The sequence below is a fragment of the bacterium genome, assembly GCA_019912885.1.
Lineage (GTDB): Bacteria > Lernaellota > Lernaellaia > JACKCT01 > JACKCT01 > JAIOHV01.
Window position 1 is genome coordinate 1 of sequence record JAIOHV010000210.1, and the last position, 16,918, is coordinate 16,918.

Here is a 16,918-nt window from a genome sequence, read left to right on the forward strand (position 1 = left end):
CGACACGGACGACTTCTTCGACTGGGGCGATCAAGGCAACAATCCGGATGACGACGACGAGGACAGCGACGACGATGACGACGATGGCGGCGGCGGCGGAAGCTGCGGCGGCTGATCGCGCCCATCCGGTTTCGATGCGATTCCGCGGCCGGCCGCCGGCGTTAGTCGGCCCGCGCCTCGCGGATTTTCCCGCGCGCGTGACATCTCGCGGAAAATGAGGAAAATCGGACCTTGCTCCCGCGAAGCCCCGGACCAGGGGGTTCGCGCGGGGCCGTTTCCCTTTCCCGCATGAGCACGTCCTATGCCCATTCTTCGTCCCTTTCCGGCCTGGTACGCACGTCCTGACGCCGCCTCGCGCGTCGCGTGCCCGCCGTATGACGTCGTCTCCGACGAGGAGGCCCGCCGCCTCGCCGCGCCCGACAGCTTCATGCGCGTCATTCGCGCGGAGGTCGATTTCGAGTTTGGCGCCGATCCGTACGACGAACGCATCTACCACCGGGCGCGACGCAACCTGCTCGAGCTGATCGATCGCGGCCTGCTCGTGCGCGAACGCGCGCCCGCCATGTACGTCTATCGCATCAGCGCCGGCGGCCACGCGCAGACGGGCGTTATCGGCGAGGCGAGCCTGTCCGAATACGCGGCCGGCGCGATCAAAAAACACGAGCTGACGCGGCCGGACAAGGAAAACGACCGCATGCGGCATATCGACGCGACGGGCGCCAATACCGGCCTGGTGTACCTGACCTTCCGCGCCGAGGAGACGATCCGCGCCATCGGACGAAAGGTCGCGGGCGGCAAACCGCTTGTGACCGTCACGGCCCCGGATCAGGTGACGCACGAGATCTGGCGGGTACCGGACGCGGACACGGTCGGAAAGCTCGCCGCCGCGTTCGCGGCGCAGCCCGCGTTTTACGTCGCCGACGGGCATCACCGCATCGCCGCGTCGCATCGCCTGTTTGAGGAGCGGGGCGGATCGAAGGTGGCTGCGTCGAAGCCCGGCGCGACGCCCGCGTACGAAGGCGTGATGGTCGCGGCGTTCCCCCACGACGAGTTGCGCATCCTGCCGTATCACCGCCTGGTGCTCGACGCCCGGCGCGGCGCGGATGACGTGATGCGCGCGGTGCGCGAACGTTTTTCCGTCGAGGAAACGGACACGCCGCAACCGGATCGCCCCGGCGCGTTCGGCATGTATCTTTACGGCCGCTGGTGGCGGCTTTCGGCGCCGGAAGGCGCCGCGCGGCGCTCCGATACGGATCCGACCGCGCATCTGGACGTGCGCGTCTTGCAGGAGCGCCTTCTTTCGCCCGTGTTCGGCATCGACGATCCGCGCACCGACAAGCGCATCGAGTTCGTCGGCGGATCGCGCGGGATCGACGCGCTCGCGGCGCGTTGCGCGAAACAACCCGGCGCGGTCGCGCTCGCCGTGCCGCCCACGTCGATGGACGATCTGCTGGCCGTCGCCGACGCGGGCGCGATCATGCCGCCCAAGTCGACGTGGTTCGATCCGAAATTGCTGTCGGGCCTCGTGGTGCGGCCGATCTGATCGCAACCGCTTCGGGCCCGCGCCCGAAATGGACAAAATGGACGCCATGGACATGATGGACCCGGTGGACCCGGTGGACTCGATGGACTCGATGGACTCGATGGACCCGATGGACCCGATGGACTCAATGGACAAAACGCGACCCGACAAGTCAATTTCAACGGCCGTTTTTAGGCTTGTCATCCTGAGGCTTGTCATCCTGAGCGAAGCGAAGGATCTCGCACCGCGCCGGAACGAACGCAGACCCTTCGCTTCGCTCAGGGTGACAAATTGCGCGGGCAAACCGCTCGCCGGTCGCCGATAGCCCGCGGCCCATGTACGCTCCCCTCGACATGAAAGCCGTCGTCGGCGCCGCGTTTCGCGGCAAGCGCATGGGCCGCGTCACGCGCCTCGCTTACATCCTGGCGCGCTGGCCGGATGTCGTCGGCCGGCCAAACGCGCTCGCGTGCGTTCCGGTATCGTTGCGCGATCGCGTGCTCGCCGTGCGCACCGACGACGCGTCCGTGGCCGACCGGCTGAAATACCTGGAGGACGAAATCGTCGAGCGCGCCGGAGAGGTCGTCGGGCGCGACAATGTCATCCGCGTGCGTTTCGTGGTCGGCGAAATGCCGGCCTTGCGCGCGAAAGGCAAGATGCGCGTGCCGAATCCGGAAAGCGCCCCGCACCTTGACGCGGCGCTCGACGATCCCGCGGTCGCCCGCCGTCCCGAGTTGCGCGACGCGCTCGCCGATCTTGCTGCCGCGCTGACGGGGAAAACCGGATCGTGACGCCCGATCGCGCGCGCCTGTCGGCCCGGGCGTCGGACCGCGTTTCGCTCGCGCTTGCGTATCTGTTGGCCGCGGCGGTCATGCTGTTCACGTATCGCGGCCTTGCCGCGGGGCACTTCCAGGCGGAGACGGACGTCATCCGCGCGGGCGCGGCGCGCGGGATGGCCGAGTGGCTGCCGTACCTTTCGCGCACGGCGATGATGATCAACGGCCCCGCCATCGCCGCGAGCGGCACCGTCCTTCCGGGCGTGTGGATGTACCACGTCCTGGCGCAGGTGATCGCCGGGCCGGACCCCGGGGCGCAACTGGCGTTCGCGGGCGTCATCCACCTGCTCGCCGTGTTTTCCGCCGCTTCGTTGTTGCGCGTGCTTTTCGACGACGGCCGCGCGGCGTTCGGGGCGATCGTCGTCGCGGTCGCGCCGGTGCTCGGCGACGTGTCCGCCACGTACGCGAACGGCCCGGCACTGCTGTCGCTCATGTGGATCGCGCAGGCGGGCCTTTGTTACGCGCGCTTCGCGCGGCGCGGCGGCAACGGCCAGCTTTTCGCGGCGACCATGTGCGTCTTTTTGGCGGTGTCCACGGACCCGATCGGATTTTTCGCGCCGTTTCTCGTCGCGGGGGTGGAGGCGATGGGCCGCCCGCGCGAGGCGTCCATGCCGGCGGCGCGCCGCGTCGCCGCCGTGTTCCTCGTCGGGGCGTCCGCCGTCGCCTTTATCGCCGCCGCGGCGGTGACAGACATGCCGTTCGATCATCCGTTCGGCGCGCTGGCCGACGGCACGAACCCCGCGTTCAAGATTCTCATCGGCCTCAAGGGCCTGGTCGCGCCCGGACTTGCCGGCAAGTGGGGGTCGATCTCGGCCATCCTGTTCGGAACGGCCGTGCTATTGGCCGCGGTCTATCGCGGGCTCGAGGACGCGCGGCGCCTCGTGCCTGTCGCGCTGTTTTTCGCCGCCGTGCTTGTCGGCCTGGATCGCATGGGCGATCCCGCGTTCGTCGGCGGGACGGCGTCCGCCGCGTTCCTGTGCCCGGTCCTTGTCGCCGCGCTCATCGCGGGCGACCTGTTCCGCGCGATCAAAAGCCCGCGCCTTCTCGCCCTCGTGCTCGCGGCGATCGTGGGCTACGGCTCCACCGCCGCGACGCTGCGCATGCAGCCCGCGATCGAGCGCGGCGAGCGTGTGGAAAGGCTCGGCGACGATATGCGGGCGATCTACGACGGCCTGTCGGACGAGTCGGACATCTACCTCGTCGGCGACGGCGTGGACGACGCGCTGATGCTGACCGCGCATCTGGATTTCGTGTACCGCCACGGCCTGTCGCGGCAGACGCGCTTTTCTTACGTGGACGGGGGCCGGCTCATGCCCGCGGACGCGGGCGCCGCCGTGGGGCGCCTGGGGCCGCTCATGCGCCTTGCGGTGACGCGCGCGATGGTCTTCATCGGCTGGACGGGCGGGCATACGGGGCTGACGGTGTTGAACAACGCGATTGACGTGAAACGCCTTCACGCCGAGGACGCGATGAGCCAGACGGGCTACTGGACGGATCCGTTTCCGATGGGCGGCGCCGACGCGGTCGAGAACTGGCAGGTGCAGCCCGGCCCGCAGGCGATACCGCCGGGCGAAAACTACGGCGCCTGGTACCTCGAAGGCCCGATCATCCGCCTGCATCCGGGAATCGGGCGCAGGGCGTACGCCTGAGATCGAGCAACGGGATGGCGGCGTAGGCGCCGGCCAACCACCGATGCCCCCGCGTTTCACGCAATCCTCGATCCTTGATCCTCAATCCTCGTCCTAACAACTCCCGCATCCGCCGGAATCGCCCTCGTCATCCCCGCGTTCGTCGGGATCGATGTTTGACGGATCGCCGTTTTCGTCGTCGTCATCCGCGTCGTCGTCATCCGGCCCGGTGTCATCGTCGTTGAAATCGTCGTCGTCCGTGTCGTCATCCATGTCGTCGTCGAAGTCGTCGTCTGACGCATCGTCGTCGAAATCATCGTCCATATCGTCGTCGGCGCTATCGTCGTCCGCGGAATCATCGTCGCCCGTGTCGTCGTCGCCCGTATCGTCGTCGCCGGTGTCGTCGTCCGCGGAATCGTCATCGCCCGTGTCATCATCGCCCGTGTCGTCGTCGCCGGCGCAAACATCCCAGCCGAGCGGGATCATGCGCTCGTGCGGTACGGCCGGCGCGGCCACGTCGCCGAAAACGTAGAGGTCCACGTTCTCGCCCGGGTCGCCGGCGGTCGCTTCGAATGTGAACGTCACGGACTCGCCGTCAACGAGGCCGCCGCCGGGCTCGTCGTTCTCGCGCGTGAACTCCCATTCCACGACGTTGCCCGCGGGGTTCACCTGGACGGACCACGCGCCGGGGATCGAACCGGCCGCGGGCGCGAAGACGTCGCCGAACTCCCACGTGTCGCCGATCCAGATCTGCGCGCCCTTCATTCCCTCGCCGTCGGGGCTATGGAAGGTGACGGTTGCCTCGAATAGCTGCTCCACGCCGGCGTCCAGGCAGACGGGTGCATCCTCGGTCGCCTCGGTGTCGGCGCCGACCTCCGCCGGACCAGTTTTCGGCATGCCGAGCAACGCGGCAATCGCGAGAGCCAGAAATAGGATGAATCGATAACGCATCGGCTACACTCCTTTAGCGGGATATCGCGGTTCATCCAAACCCGCTCCCTCATGGTCGCGGTTCGTACCGGGGAGACCCGCTCCCTCATGGTCGCGGTTCGTACCGGGTAATGTACCTGCTCCCTGGCGGTCGCGGTTCCAAATGTCTCCGCCTCCCACGCGTCTTCGCGGTGAACGGCGATGCGGTGAACGGCGATTCTCGATGACCTTCCAGACTCCCGGACTTTCAGACTTCCAGACTCTTCCCCTGTCCTTCGCGTCTTCGCGGTAAAACTCAGTCCACGAGACCCAGCCCGGCCAGTACGCCGCGCAATCTTTCGGCGTTGCTTTCGGTCATCGGCGTCATCGGCAGGCGGAACTCGTTTTCGCACAGGCCCATCATGGCCAGTGCCGCCTTGACCGGAATCGGATTTGTCTCGATGAACAGCGCCTTGAAAAGCGGCAACAGGCGGTAGTAGACCGTCCGCGCGCCCTCGACGTCGCCCGCGACGTATTTTTCGTACATCTCGGCCATCGGCCCGGGGACGACGTTAGACGCCACCGACACCACGCCGCGCACCCCGATCGGCATCAACGGCAAGAACATCGGGTCATCGCCGGACATCACGGAAAAATCGTCATCGACGAGTTTCACCGCCCAGGCGCTCGCGCCGACGGTGCCGGACGCCTCCTTCAGCGAACGGATATTCGGCACCCTGGCGAGGCGCGCGACGGTTTCCGGCTCGATGTGGCAGGCCGTGCGTCCGGGGACGTTGTAGAGCATCACCGGCACCTTCACGGAGTTCGCGATTGCCTCGTAATGGCGGAAGAGCCCGTCCTGCGTCGGTTTGTTGTAATACGGCGTGATGAGCATGACCGCGTCGCAACCGTCGGCCTCGGCCTCGCGCGAGTGATCGATGGCCGTTGCGGTGTTGTTGCTGCCCGACCCGGCCACGACCGGAACGCGCTTCTTCGCGACGCGAACCACCGTCTTCCAGACGTCGCGGTCCTCGTCCGATGTCATCGTCGCCTGCTCGCCCGTGCAGCCGCAGGCCACGAGGCCGTGTACGCCCGCCTCGATCTGCCGCTCGGCCAGGCGCGCCACGGCGTCCAGATCGATTTCCCCCCGCCGCACCGGCGTCACCAGCGCGGTAAACACCCCCTTGAACATCATGTCTTGTCGCTCCTTTTTCGACATCCGTTTACTAACACGCGGGGCGGGGGCTGCAAACCTCCGGCGCCGGATAAGCGTTCGTATCGTGCGCGTTCGGGCGGATGGCGGGTGACGATCGCCAAAATTTCAAACGGCACGAGGCGACGCCGTTTATCGGTTTTCGCTCGTGCCCTTCACGCCTTCTTTGCGTCTTTGCGGTTTTTCTTTCGCGGCTTCCTTCCCTGCCGAGAAGATGTTGATCGTTTCGCCCGCCGCGAGCGCGTCGAGCATCGCTTTTTTTCGCCGTTCGCGCGTCTCGGGACGCCTGGCCGACTGAAGGCGATACGCGATCGCGAACCGGTTCGCGCGGGTCAGCTTGTCGAACGTCGCCTTCGCCATCTTGTTGCGCGCCACCGCCTTCAGAAAATCATCGGGCATTTCCGTGTTCGCGGGCGATTCGTAGGCGGCGTCCCAACGGCCGTCGGCCTTGGCGGCGTCGATCCGGGCCTGGCCCGAAGGTTTCATGCGGCCTTCGTCGATGAGGCGCGCGACGTGTTCGGTATTGCGTTTGGACCAGATGCTCCGCGCGCGCCGCGGCGTGAATTTCTGAATGTACGTTTCGTCGTTTTCGCGCCGGAGCTGCCCGTCGATCCAGCCATAGCAGAGCGCAACGTCGAGCGCCTCGGCGTACGTCACGGTCGGCGTTCCCGTATGTTTTTTGTAGAAACGGATCCACACGCCGCCCGCCTTCGCGTGGTGCTTCGCGAGCCATTTTTCCCACGCCGCCGCGGAGGCGAACGGGAGGATGTCGTAGTCGGGCTTGTCGGGCATGACGAGGAATATAGCGAGACTCGTTACGAAATCGCCAGCGAAAATTCGCTTGACACCACGCGCCCCGCGCCTTGAGAATCGCACGCCCGGTTTTCGCCGGGATTGCCTTTTTACGCAAACGCACCCCATGCGCCCGCGTTTGCCCCTCGCGAGGAAACCTTGCCGCCCGCCATCCTGACCAGGGATCTCTACCGCACGTTCAGCAAGAAGCGCGGCGGTCCCGTCCACACCGCGCTGAAGAACGTCAACATCGAAGTCGGCGCGGGCGAAATTTTCGGATTCCTCGGCCCGAACGGCGCGGGCAAGACGACGCTCATCAAGATCCTCTGCACGCTGCTCTACCCGACAAGCGGCGAGGCGTACGTTGACGGCAAGGACGTCGTGAAGGACACCAAGGCGGTGCGCCGCCTGATCAGCATGGTCTCCGGCGGAGAAACAAGCGGCTACGGCATCCTGAATGTCGAGGAGAACATCTGGATGTTCTCGCAGTTCTACGGGATTCCAAGCTCGGTCGCGCGCGAGCGCATCCGGCATTACCTCGACATCTTCGGATTGACGGCGGACCGCAAGACGAAGGTGAACAAGCTTTCCACGGGCATGCGGCAAAAGACGAACATCATCCGAGGATTCGTGACCGACCCGAAGATCCTGTTTCTGGACGAGCCGACGCTGGGGCTCGACGTGCACATCGCGCGCGAGGTGCGCGGCACGATCAAGAACTGGACGCACGACCACCCCGAAAAAACCGTCTTTCTCACGACGCACTACATGGCCGAAGCGGAGCTTTTGTGCGACCGCATCGCGATCATCGACCGAGGTCAGATCGTCGAATGCGACACCCCCGCCGCGCTGCGCCGGAAGATGGGCGAAGGCGCGGTGTATCGGCTGGAGCTTTCAGGCGGCGAACCGGACCTGGCTTTCCTTTCCGGCGCGGGCGACGCGGTGCGCGATCCGCAGCTGCTCGCGCGGCCGGAGGCCAACGGCATCTTCGAAACGCGCTTTCACCTGACCGCGGACGAGGCGCTCGTCATCGTCCTTCAGGCGGCGAAGGACCGGGGCTACAAGGTGGAGTCCTTCGGCAAGCGCGAGCCGGATCTGGAGGATCTGTTCCTGAAGATCGTCGGCCGCCCGCTGGAATCGGCGGAATGACTGGATTGGGGAATTGGGATTTGGGAATGGGGAATGCCATCGCAAGGCGTACATTAGCGTCGACGGCTCCTTGCGATGAAAATTCGCCATTCGCCATTCGCAATTCCCCATTCGAACCGGCCCGCGCTCCATTTTCCGCACACCACCACGCGCCATGACATCGGCCTTCGTCACCGGCTTCCGCGCGATGAAGGCGCGCGCGTACGTGCGCATCGTCGGCGCGAACCGCGAGATCTCCTGGGTGGCGACGGAGATCCTTTTGCCGATGCTCGCGGTGACCGCGTACATCCTGCTTTACCGCTCGCTCGGCATGCCGAAGATGATGGAGGGCATCATCATCACCGGCGCGGCGATGATCCCCATGTGGCTCGTCGTGTTGTGGGCGATGGCGATGCAGTTCTACTGGGAAAAGGAGATGGGCAACCTCGACATCTACCTCTCGTCCCCCGCGCACCCGATCGCGCTGTTGCTCGGCATGGCCATTGGCGGCCTGTTCATGGGCGGGCTGCGCAGCATCCTCATCATCATTCTCGGCATCGTCCTGTTCAAGGTCGAAATGAACGTGACGAACTGGCCCGCGTTCACCGCCATCGCGGTCGTCACGCTCGCGGCGCTGTTCGCGATGGGCATGGCCGCGGCGAGTGTGTATTTCGTGACCGGCCGCAAGGGCATCAAGATCAACATCGTGCTGATGGAGCCGGTCTTCATGCTGACCGGCACGTATTTCCCGCTCAAGAATCTCGGCTTTGTGATCTCCGTCGTCGCGTCCCTGCTGCCGATCTCGATCGGCCTTGACGCGCTCCGGCAGCTTTGCGTGCCCGGCTATCCGCTGATGTCGTTTCTGACCTGGCGCATCGAGCTCGCCGCGCTTTGCGTCATGTTCGTCGTTTTCTCGTTCGCGTCGGTGCAGTTTCTCGCACGCATGGAAGCCAAGGGGCGGCGCGACGGCACGCTCTCGGAGAAGTGGCAATGAGCGAGATGTACGTCGCCCTCAAAAACGCGATGTGGCTCGGCTGGCAGAACGAGTCGAACTGGACGAACAAGTGGTTCTATTTCGCCTACGCCGCGATCCGGCCGATGGCGCAATGCCTCATCCTGTTTTTCATCTATCGCCTCGTCACGGCGAATCCGGCGAACGATGAGCGCTTTGTCGCGATCTACGTCGCGCAGGCGTTTTTCACCATCTTCATCGCGGTTTCCGGCGGCATCTCCTGGGTGGTGATCCAGGATCGCGAGCACTTTCGCATCATCCGCTACATCTACATCGCGCCGATGCCGTTCTGGCTCTACATCCTGGGGCGCGCGATGGTGGTGCTGCTTGTCGCGTGCGTCTCGCTGGCGATCCTCCTTTTGTTCGGCTGGCTCGTGCTCGGCCTGCCGATCGGACCGGAGCACGTGCACCCGGGGCTACTCGCGTACGCGACGTTGCTCGGCATCGCCGGCGCGGGGTGCGTCGGCCTCGCGTTCGCGGGGTTTTGCCTCGTGACCGCGCGCCACTCCATGATGATGGCCGAGGGCGCGGGCGCCGTGTTTCTCATCTTCTGCGGCGTAATCTATCCCATCGACCTTCTGCCCGGGCTGCTGCGCGCGGTCGGCCTGCCGCTTCCGATGACGTACTGGATGGAGCTTGTGCGCCGCGCCTTCGATGCGCAGGGATTCTCGCCACTGCTCGAACGATTGACGACGCCGTCGATCGTCGGCCTTCTGACGTTCCTCACGGTCGGCTTCGCCGCCTTTTCGCTGTACATTTTCAACGTGTGCGAAAACGCCGCCAAGCGCGCGGGCACGCTGGACCAGACGACGAACTACTGAGGAATTGCGAATTCGGAATTGGGAATTGGGAATACCGGAAAACTCCCGTTCTGCGAGCATTCCCCATTCGCAATTCCCAATTCCAAATTTCTCACTCACTTCGCCCCGGCTCATGCCGCATCGACGTCTCGTTCGGCAACGCGCCCCAGCGGCGCAGGATCTCGTAGAGCACGACGCCGAACGCGGTGGCGACGTTGATCGTGTTCTTCACGCCCTGCATCGGCAGGCAGACCACCTCGTCGCATCGCGCGAGCACCTCGTCACGCACGCCACGCACCTCATGGCCAAAGACGATCGCGACCGGGCGCGGCCAGTCGAAGGTGTGATACGGCCGCGCGCCATGCACCGTCTCGATCGCGACGACGGGCACTCCTTCGGCCGACAACATCTCGATCGCGTCCTCGGCGCCGCGATGCCGGCTCCATGGCACCGCGTGCTCCGCTCCGAGCGCCGTCTTCGCGAGCTTGGCGTTCGGCGGATGGCAGGTGTAGCCGCACAGGTGGATGTGCGCGGCCAGGCCCGCGTCCGCGGTGCGGAAGATCGACCCCACGTTGAAGGCCGAGCGGATGTTGTCGAGGATGATGTGGACGGGGTGGCGCGCCGTGGCGGCGTCGATCGGTCGGTCCATGACGTCCATCGTGTCCATAATGTCCAAATTGTCCACCGGTTTTTTTGCCCAATGGACATCATGGACGCGATGGACAGAATGGACGGCGCGCGTCTTGTAACGCCGCAAAAAAAAGGAACCCTCTTGTCTGACCACGCCTTTGGAACGCACGCCGTCGCCGCCGCGCTCGAAGCCGGAAGCGCGCGCGTCAAACGTGTGCTCGTCGAGGGTCGCGCGAAGGATCGCCACACCGCGATTCTCAAGCAGGCGGAGAGCGCGGGCGTGCGCGTCGCGCTGGTCGATCGAGCGATGCTGGACCGCCTTTGCCCGCACGGCCGGCATCATCAGGGCATCGCCGCGGAGCTTGCGCCGTTTGCGTACGCGACGCTCGCCGATGCGCTCGCGCGTTTCCCCATAGGCGCGCGCACGGCCGTATTGCTCGATGGTGTGACCGACCCGCACAACGTCGGCGCGATCCTGCGCAGCGCGGGCGCGTTCGGGAACGCGTTTGTCGTGCTGCCCAAGGACCGCAGCGCCGACGTGACGCCCGTGGTGTTGAAGGTCGCCGCCGGCGCGGCGGAGCAGGTGCCGATCGTGCGCGAGGCGAACCTCGTGCGCGTTTGCGAGAAACTGAAGGAAGACGGCTTCTGGTGCTGGGCGCTCGACGCGGCCGGCGAGACCGCCATCGCCGATGCGGATCTGTCCGGCGATTGCGCGCTGATTCTCGGCAGCGAAGGACATGGCCTGCGCCCCATCATGAAACGCGCGGCGGACGCGCTCGTGCGCATCCCCATCGGCGGGTCCGTCGCGTCGCTGAATGTCGCCGCGGCGGCGGCATGCGCGATGTATGAGGCCGCGCGCCGGCGGGCGCAAAGCGGAAAGCGGCCGTGACGCCGCGCGATGCCGAGGCGCTCGTCGCGCGCGTCATTCCGTTTCGCGAGTCCGATCGCATCGTGTGGCTCGTGACGCGCGAGGCGGGCATCGTCCACGCGATCGTTCCCGGCGCGGCGAAAAGCCAAAAGCGCTTCGCGAACGTCTTCGACATCGCGCACCACGTGCGGCTCAAGCTCGCGAAGGGACGCGGCGAACTGATGCGTGCGGATTCGGGCGAGCTGCTCAGTGCCTACGCGAACCTTTCCGCCACCGTCGCGGGTGTCGCGGCGGCCTCGCACATCGTGGAGGTGCTGCGGCGCTTTTCGGTGGAGGACCAGGCTGAGCCCGCAATGTTTGACGCCGCCGTGCTCGCGCTCGAAGCGCTCGATGAAGGCGGCGTGCGCGGCGTGGTGATGCGCGCGTTCGAGGCGCGCGTGCTCGTCGAGGCGGGCCTTGCACCGGCGGTCGATCGGTGCGTCGCGTGTAACCGGCGCATCGGCGATCACGCCGGCTGTTGCTACTCCGTGTTGCGCACGGGCGTCGTGTGCCTGCGCTGCGCGGCCGGCCATGAGCTGACCGAGCTTCGCCCGTCGGCGCTGCACCTTTTGCGCAAGATGCTCGTCGCGCCGACAGGCGAGCTCTACCATCTCCCCTACGTGAAGGCCGACGCCGACGCGCTCGCGAACATCCTGCCCCGCCAGATCGAGCACCACATCGGCGCCCCGCTCACGGCGCTGCGCTACGCGCGCCGCCTGCCAAAGCCGGAAACGATGATTTCGGCAAGGGACGAAGTTTCCGGCGACGGCGCGGTGCAGAACGCACCCGACGGACAAATATCATCCGACCGGCAAACTTCGTCCGACGGGCCGACGTCATCGGACGGGCAGACATCATCCTGAGCGCCACTCTGTCATCCTGAGCGAAGCGAAGGATCTGGCCGGCCCCCGTAGACGGCCACGCCGCCAGCGAATCACGAATAACAACAACCATCCACGCACATATCGTAACACTCGAAAGCACCGCAATCGTCATAACAGGCGTGGCTTGTCTCGGCGCAGGTGTTCAGGCAACTGCAATACGGCTCGTGTTCCGGACTCGACGGAAGATAGGCGCTCTCCCCGTCGATATTGTAGCAAGGGTCGTCGTCCGAGGAGGACGATTCCGGAAACTCATCGGAACACTGGTCAAGACACGCCTGATATTTTTCATCGCAATCGATGGTGCAGGGCGATTCCTGTGGGTCGTCGGTACACGCCTTGTCAATCGGCTTTCCATCGCCACAATCGTCGTCGTCATCCCCGCATGAAAACAAAAAGGCGGCGAACATCATCAAGGCGAAGGTCACGATCCCCGTGATGGCAGCGGTAAAAACACGATGTCCATAGCGTGTCATCGGTCCCTCCAAAAACCGTCCGGCGCCGCGAGCGCCGAAGTATCCTATCACGAATATCGACCGGCTCTCATTTCTCGTTTTCTCTATTCTCGTTTCTACTCGTCCCCCGTTCCGAACCGGTACGACGTCGATATCACCAGGCTGATCGCCTCGGCGGTCACGCTCGTGCGTTCGACCTCGTCCACGATCTCGCCGCCGCGCTCCGTGACGGCGGGGACGAACGTCGTGCCGTCACCGAAGACGTAGTTGACGCCGAGGTTAAACGTGTATTGCGAATGGCGGATGCCGCCTGCCAGGGTGAGACCGTAGAGATCGACGGACGTCTGCTGGTTATCCTCGTCCGTGTCTTCCTGGGCGAAATCCGTGAAGAAGCCCGCGCGCAGCGGCACGGATTTGGTGACGTAATACTCCACGCCCGCGCGCACGTCGGTCACGGCCTTCAGTTTGACATCGGAGGCGACGGAATCCTTGTCCGCGTCCTTGTAGGACGCGCCGGCGGTGTAGAGCACGTCCGCGGAGATCGTGAAGCGCCGTGATTTTTCGTACGCGATGCCGCCGCCGACAAGAAGCGGATCCTCGCGTTTGGGCTCAAACTCGACGAACTCCTGATCGAGATCGTGCTCGTCTTGGTAACCCACGAAGATGTCGGTCGCCGAATCGCCCTCGCCGTAAAGCTGCATCGACGGCGAACGCACGATGGCGCCGACGCTCCACGGCGCGAACACGTAGCGGATGCCGCCAAGCACGAGCGCGCCGAACGTCAGGCGGTTCTCCTCGCTGTAGGCCGAAAGCGAAAGCTCGTCCTCGAGCACGTCGAAAGAGTCTTCGTCGAGTTTGCCCGTCCAGTACGAGCGGTAACGCTCCTGCCCCAAAAGGCCGAACAGCGTCGCGCCGATCGACAGATCGTGACGGATGCGCCGCGCGTATGACGGCCCGGCCCAATACGTTTTCGATTCCTCTGTCACCGACAACACGTGCCGGTCGGAGTCGAAGCTCGCCAGATCGCGGAAGTAAAAGTAGTCCGGCACGACGATCGAAAACCCGAGCGCGTCCCGCTGCGGTCCGGGGTCGGAGAACTTCAGCGAGTCGAACCGATACACCGTGCCGAAAGACGTCGGGTGCGACGTGATCTCGCGCGACTCCAGATCTTCGTCGATCTTGCCGAACTTGAAGGCGTTTTCGTATGTGATGCGCGCGTAGCCGTACGCCGTGCCTGTCAGCGAAAAACGCAGGCTGTCCGCGTACGCGAGACCGGCCGGATTGTACCAGCCGCCCGATGCGTCGTTCGCAAGGCCGATATACGCCCCGCCCATGCCCGACGCGCGCTCGCCGATGGGATACAGTCCCGTGCCCTGCGCGTGGGCGTCGACGGCGAAAAACCCCGTTGCGAAACAAACGACCGCCGCAAAAACAAACGCCGTCCGGTTGCGTGTAGGCATAGCGCATTTTCGGCACTCGTTGCCTTTTGTCCATCGGGTCCATAATGTCCATTCGGTCCATTGCGACTCAAAATCCGAAATCCCCAATCCGAAATCCAAAATGACAAACACCTATCCGCACCTTCTCGCCCCGCTCGATCTCGGTTTCACCCGGCTTAAAAACCGCGTCCTCATGGGTTCCATGCATACGGGCCTGGAGGAAGCGGAAAACGGCTTTGCCCGCATGGCCGCGTTCTTCGCCGAACGCGCGCGCGGCCAGGTCGGGCTGATCGTCACCGGCGGCATCGCGCCAAACGACGCCGGCCGCGCGTATCCGACGGCCGCGTCGATGCAGACCGCCGAGGATGTCGTGAATCACCGCGTCATCACCGACGCCGTTCACGCGGCCGGCGGCAAGATCGCCATGCAGATCCTGCACACCGGGCGATACGCGTTTCACGACAAGCTCGTCGCGCCAAGCCCCATTCAGGCGCCGATCAATTTCTTTCCGCCGCACGAGTTGACGCACGACGAGGTGCTGCAAACGATCGAGGATTTCGGCGAAGCGGCGCGCCTGGCGCGCGAGGCAGGCTACGACGGAGTGGAGGTGATGGGGAGCGAGGGCTATTTGCTTAACCAGTTCACCGCCGCGCGCACAAACCGGCGCACCGACGACTGGGGCGGCACGTACGAAAAGCGCATGCGGTTTCCGGTCGCGTGCGTTCGCCGCGCGCGCGAAAAGGCGGGGGACGATTTCATCGTCATCTATCGCCTCTCGATGCTCGATCTCGTGGACGGCGGAAGCACGTGGGAAGAGATCGTGCGCCTTGGCAAGGAGATCGAAAACGCCGGCGCGACGATCATCAACACCGGCATCGGTTGGCACGAAGCGCGCGTCCCCACGATCGCGATGAGCGTGCCGCGCGCGGTGTTCACGTGGGTGACCGAACGCATGAAACGCGAGGTGCGCGTGCCGCTTGTCGCCACAAACCGCATCAACACGCCCGAGGTCGCCGAAACGATTCTCGCGAGTGGGCAGGCGGACATGGTGTCGATGGCGCGGCCGATGCTCGCGGATTCGCACTTCGTCGCCAAGACCGCGGCCGGGCGCGCGGACGAGATCAACACGTGCATCGCGTGCAACCAGGCGTGCCTGGATCACATCTTCGAACTGCAGATCGCAAGCTGCCTCGTCAATCCGCGCGCGTGCCACGAGACGGAGCTCGTCTATGAAAAGATCGACGCACCCAAGCGCGTCGCCGTCGTCGGCGCCGGGCCGGCGGGCGTGTCCGCGGCGATGGTCGCCGCCGAGCGCGGGCACGACGTGACGCTGTTCGAGGCGTCGGGCGATATCGGCGGGCAACTCCAGATGGCGGTGAGGATTCCGGGCAAGGAGGAATTCCGGGAGACGCTGCGCTACTTCCGCACGTCGCTCGTCAAGCTCCGCGTGACGCAGCGCCTCAACACCCGCGCGAGCGCGGCGGACCTTGCGGATTTTGACGCCGTCATTCTCGCGACCGGCGTCACGCCTCGCATGCCCGAGATCGACGGCCTGGATCATCCGAAGGTGATGAGCTATGTCGACCTGCTGCTTGGCGGAAAACCCGCGGGCGAGCGCGTCGCGATCGTCGGCGCGGGCGGCATCGGATTCGACGTCGCGGAATATCTCACGCACGCCGATAACGGAGCCGCCACGGATAACGGAGCCGCGACCGACGACAGAGCCGCGACCGACGACAGAGCCGCGACCGTGAGGGAGCGGGTTGGTGGCAACAGCGACACGGCCATCTCCCCGGACATCACCGCCTTCCTCGCCGAATGGGGCGTCGATCCGACGGTCACCAGCGCGGGCGGCCTGACCGGCGGCGCGTCGCCGCCATCCCCGCGCACGGTGTATCTGCTGCAACGCAAGACCTCAAAGCACGGCGAGGGATTGGGAAAAACGACAGGCTGGATCCACCGAACGCAGCTTAAAAGGCGCGGCGTCCATCATCTCGCCGGCGTGACCTACGAACGCATCGACGACGCGGGGTTGCACATCCGCGCGGGCGACGAGACACGCGTGCTCGATGTGGATACCGTCGTCGTCTGCGCCGGGCAGGAACCGCGCCGCGAGCTTTACGATGCGCTCACCGCCGCGGGCGTCGCGGTGCACCTCATCGGCGGCGCGGACGTCGCCGCGGAACTCGACGCCAAACGCGCCATCCGCCAGGGCGCCGAGGTTGCGGCAAAAATATAGGATTGAGGATTGAGTCCGTGCGACTGCGTCGTGCCGATTTCGACGCTCTCATCCCAAGCGCGACTCCGTCATCGAGAGCGCGTCCTGGAAAACTCGAGCGCGTTTCGTCATCCCGAGCGCGATTCGACATCGAGTGCGCGTTTCGTCATCCTGAGCGAAGCGAAGGATCCGGCTCGCCCCGGCTGACGGCCACGCGTCGACCGGGACCGGCAAGATCCTTCGGCTCGCTTCGCTCGCCTCAGGATGACGTCGCGTCGTAGCACATTTGTAAAACGTCACACTTGTCAGTCAGCGCGGAAATTGGACGATCGTTGGGATATATGGCCAAGATATTGTCCATATTGACGCTGTCGGCGACGAGGCGCGTGCTCGACGCCGACGTCCGCGCCACAATCGGCATAGGGGCTCCGAGGAATAGCCTCGGAGTTCCCCTGCCACACCACCGGACAAGCGGGTCCGCATCCGGCGGTTCGGCGAGTTGAGGTCACGCGGCCAGCCGGGGGACTCCCAACTGGTCGAAGTAGCGGATG

The 16,918-nt window shown here is 65.2% G+C and carries 16 protein-coding genes; 10 read left to right on the plus strand and 6 right to left on the minus strand.

Going from position 1 to position 16,918, the window contains the following annotated elements; genetic code table 11:
• The first annotated feature begins 301 nt into the window (after nucleotides 1-301).
• From K8I61_18705 to K8I61_18720, 4 genes are read left to right on the plus strand one after another with little or no spacing between them, the layout of a single operon-like run.
• Nucleotides 302-1,543: a DUF1015 family protein gene (locus tag K8I61_18705; protein ID MBZ0274076.1), complete on the plus strand. Its 1,242-nt coding sequence runs from the start codon at nucleotides 302-304 to the stop codon at nucleotides 1,541-1,543.
• A 28-nt stretch (nucleotides 1,544-1,571) separates the two neighbouring features.
• Nucleotides 1,572-1,847, plus strand: coding sequence for a hypothetical protein (locus K8I61_18710; GenBank protein MBZ0274077.1), 276 nt, complete (start codon nucleotides 1,572-1,574; stop codon nucleotides 1,845-1,847).
• Between the two features lie 10 nt (nucleotides 1,848-1,857).
• Entirely contained in the window at nucleotides 1,858-2,310 is a 453-nt protein-coding gene (locus tag K8I61_18715; protein MBZ0274078.1) for a DUF721 domain-containing protein, read from the plus strand.
• A complete protein-coding gene (locus K8I61_18720) occupies nucleotides 2,307-4,004 on the plus strand; it encodes a hypothetical protein (protein ID MBZ0274079.1) in 1,698 nt (565 codons plus the stop codon). Before K8I61_18715 ends, K8I61_18720 begins: the two co-directional genes overlap by 4 nt.
• 93 nt (nucleotides 4,005-4,097) lie before the next feature.
• On the opposite strand, the gene K8I61_18725 is transcribed toward K8I61_18720, so the two are convergent.
• The 3 genes from K8I61_18725 to K8I61_18735 all read right to left on the minus strand — a co-directional run bounded on the left by K8I61_18725 (nucleotide 4,098) and on the right by K8I61_18735 (nucleotide 6,897).
• On the minus strand, nucleotides 4,098-4,934 hold the full coding sequence (locus tag K8I61_18725; GenBank protein MBZ0274080.1) for a hypothetical protein: 837 nt from the start codon (nucleotides 4,932-4,934) through the stop codon (nucleotides 4,098-4,100).
• Between the two features lie 274 nt (nucleotides 4,935-5,208).
• Nucleotides 5,209-6,087 carry a 4-hydroxy-tetrahydrodipicolinate synthase gene (dapA, locus tag K8I61_18730; GenBank protein ID MBZ0274081.1) on the minus strand — a complete coding sequence of 293 codons (879 nt, stop codon included), beginning with the start codon at nucleotides 6,085-6,087 and terminating at the stop codon, nucleotides 5,209-5,211.
• Between the two features lie 150 nt (nucleotides 6,088-6,237).
• Nucleotides 6,238-6,897 (minus strand): YdeI/OmpD-associated family protein, encoded by a 660-nt coding sequence (locus K8I61_18735; protein MBZ0274082.1) that lies wholly within the window; start codon nucleotides 6,895-6,897, stop codon nucleotides 6,238-6,240.
• 159 nt (nucleotides 6,898-7,056) lie between these two features.
• On the opposite strand from K8I61_18735, the gene K8I61_18740 reads away from it, so the two are divergent.
• From K8I61_18740 to K8I61_18750, 3 genes are all read left to right on the plus strand, one after another.
• Nucleotides 7,057-8,046, plus strand: coding sequence for an ABC transporter ATP-binding protein (locus tag K8I61_18740; protein MBZ0274083.1), 990 nt, complete (start codon nucleotides 7,057-7,059; stop codon nucleotides 8,044-8,046).
• A gap of 154 nt (nucleotides 8,047-8,200) precedes the next feature.
• Complete coding sequence (locus K8I61_18745; GenBank protein ID MBZ0274084.1) at nucleotides 8,201-9,019, plus strand: ABC transporter permease; 819 nt, start codon at nucleotides 8,201-8,203, stop codon at nucleotides 9,017-9,019.
• Nucleotides 9,016-9,858, plus strand: coding sequence for an ABC transporter permease (locus K8I61_18750; protein MBZ0274085.1), 843 nt, complete (start codon nucleotides 9,016-9,018; stop codon nucleotides 9,856-9,858). Before K8I61_18745 ends, K8I61_18750 begins: the two co-directional genes overlap by 4 nt.
• Nucleotides 9,859-9,949: 91 nt before the next feature.
• Here the strand turns inward: K8I61_18750 and K8I61_18755 are convergent, their stop codons facing one another.
• On the minus strand, nucleotides 9,950-10,486 hold the full coding sequence (locus tag K8I61_18755) for an RNA methyltransferase (protein ID MBZ0274086.1): 537 nt from the start codon (nucleotides 10,484-10,486) through the stop codon (nucleotides 9,950-9,952).
• A 123-nt stretch (nucleotides 10,487-10,609) separates the two neighbouring features.
• Between K8I61_18755 and rlmB the strand changes: the two genes are divergently transcribed.
• Together rlmB and recO are read left to right on the plus strand one after the other, a co-directional pair.
• Nucleotides 10,610-11,356 carry a 23S rRNA (guanosine(2251)-2'-O)-methyltransferase RlmB gene (gene rlmB, locus K8I61_18760; GenBank protein MBZ0274087.1) on the plus strand — a complete coding sequence of 249 codons (747 nt, stop codon included), beginning with the start codon at nucleotides 10,610-10,612 and terminating at the stop codon, nucleotides 11,354-11,356.
• On the plus strand, nucleotides 11,353-12,237 hold the full coding sequence (gene recO / locus K8I61_18765) for a DNA repair protein RecO (protein MBZ0274088.1): 885 nt from the start codon (nucleotides 11,353-11,355) through the stop codon (nucleotides 12,235-12,237). The genes rlmB and recO overlap by 4 nt, the downstream gene beginning before the upstream one ends.
• Before the next feature lie 71 nt (nucleotides 12,238-12,308).
• On the opposite strand, the gene K8I61_18770 is transcribed toward recO, so the two are convergent.
• Together K8I61_18770 and K8I61_18775 are read right to left on the minus strand one after the other, a co-directional pair.
• Nucleotides 12,309-12,731, minus strand: a complete 423-nt coding sequence (locus K8I61_18770; GenBank protein ID MBZ0274089.1) for a hypothetical protein — start codon at nucleotides 12,729-12,731, stop codon at nucleotides 12,309-12,311.
• A 95-nt stretch (nucleotides 12,732-12,826) separates the two neighbouring features.
• Nucleotides 12,827-14,170, minus strand: coding sequence for a hypothetical protein (locus K8I61_18775; protein ID MBZ0274090.1), 1,344 nt, complete (start codon nucleotides 14,168-14,170; stop codon nucleotides 12,827-12,829).
• 100 nt (nucleotides 14,171-14,270) lie between these two features.
• Between K8I61_18775 and K8I61_18780 the strand changes: the two genes are divergently transcribed.
• Nucleotides 14,271-16,388, plus strand: coding sequence for an NADPH-dependent 2,4-dienoyl-CoA reductase (locus tag K8I61_18780; protein MBZ0274091.1), 2,118 nt, complete (start codon nucleotides 14,271-14,273; stop codon nucleotides 16,386-16,388).
• Nucleotides 16,389-16,918: the final 530 nt, after the last annotated feature.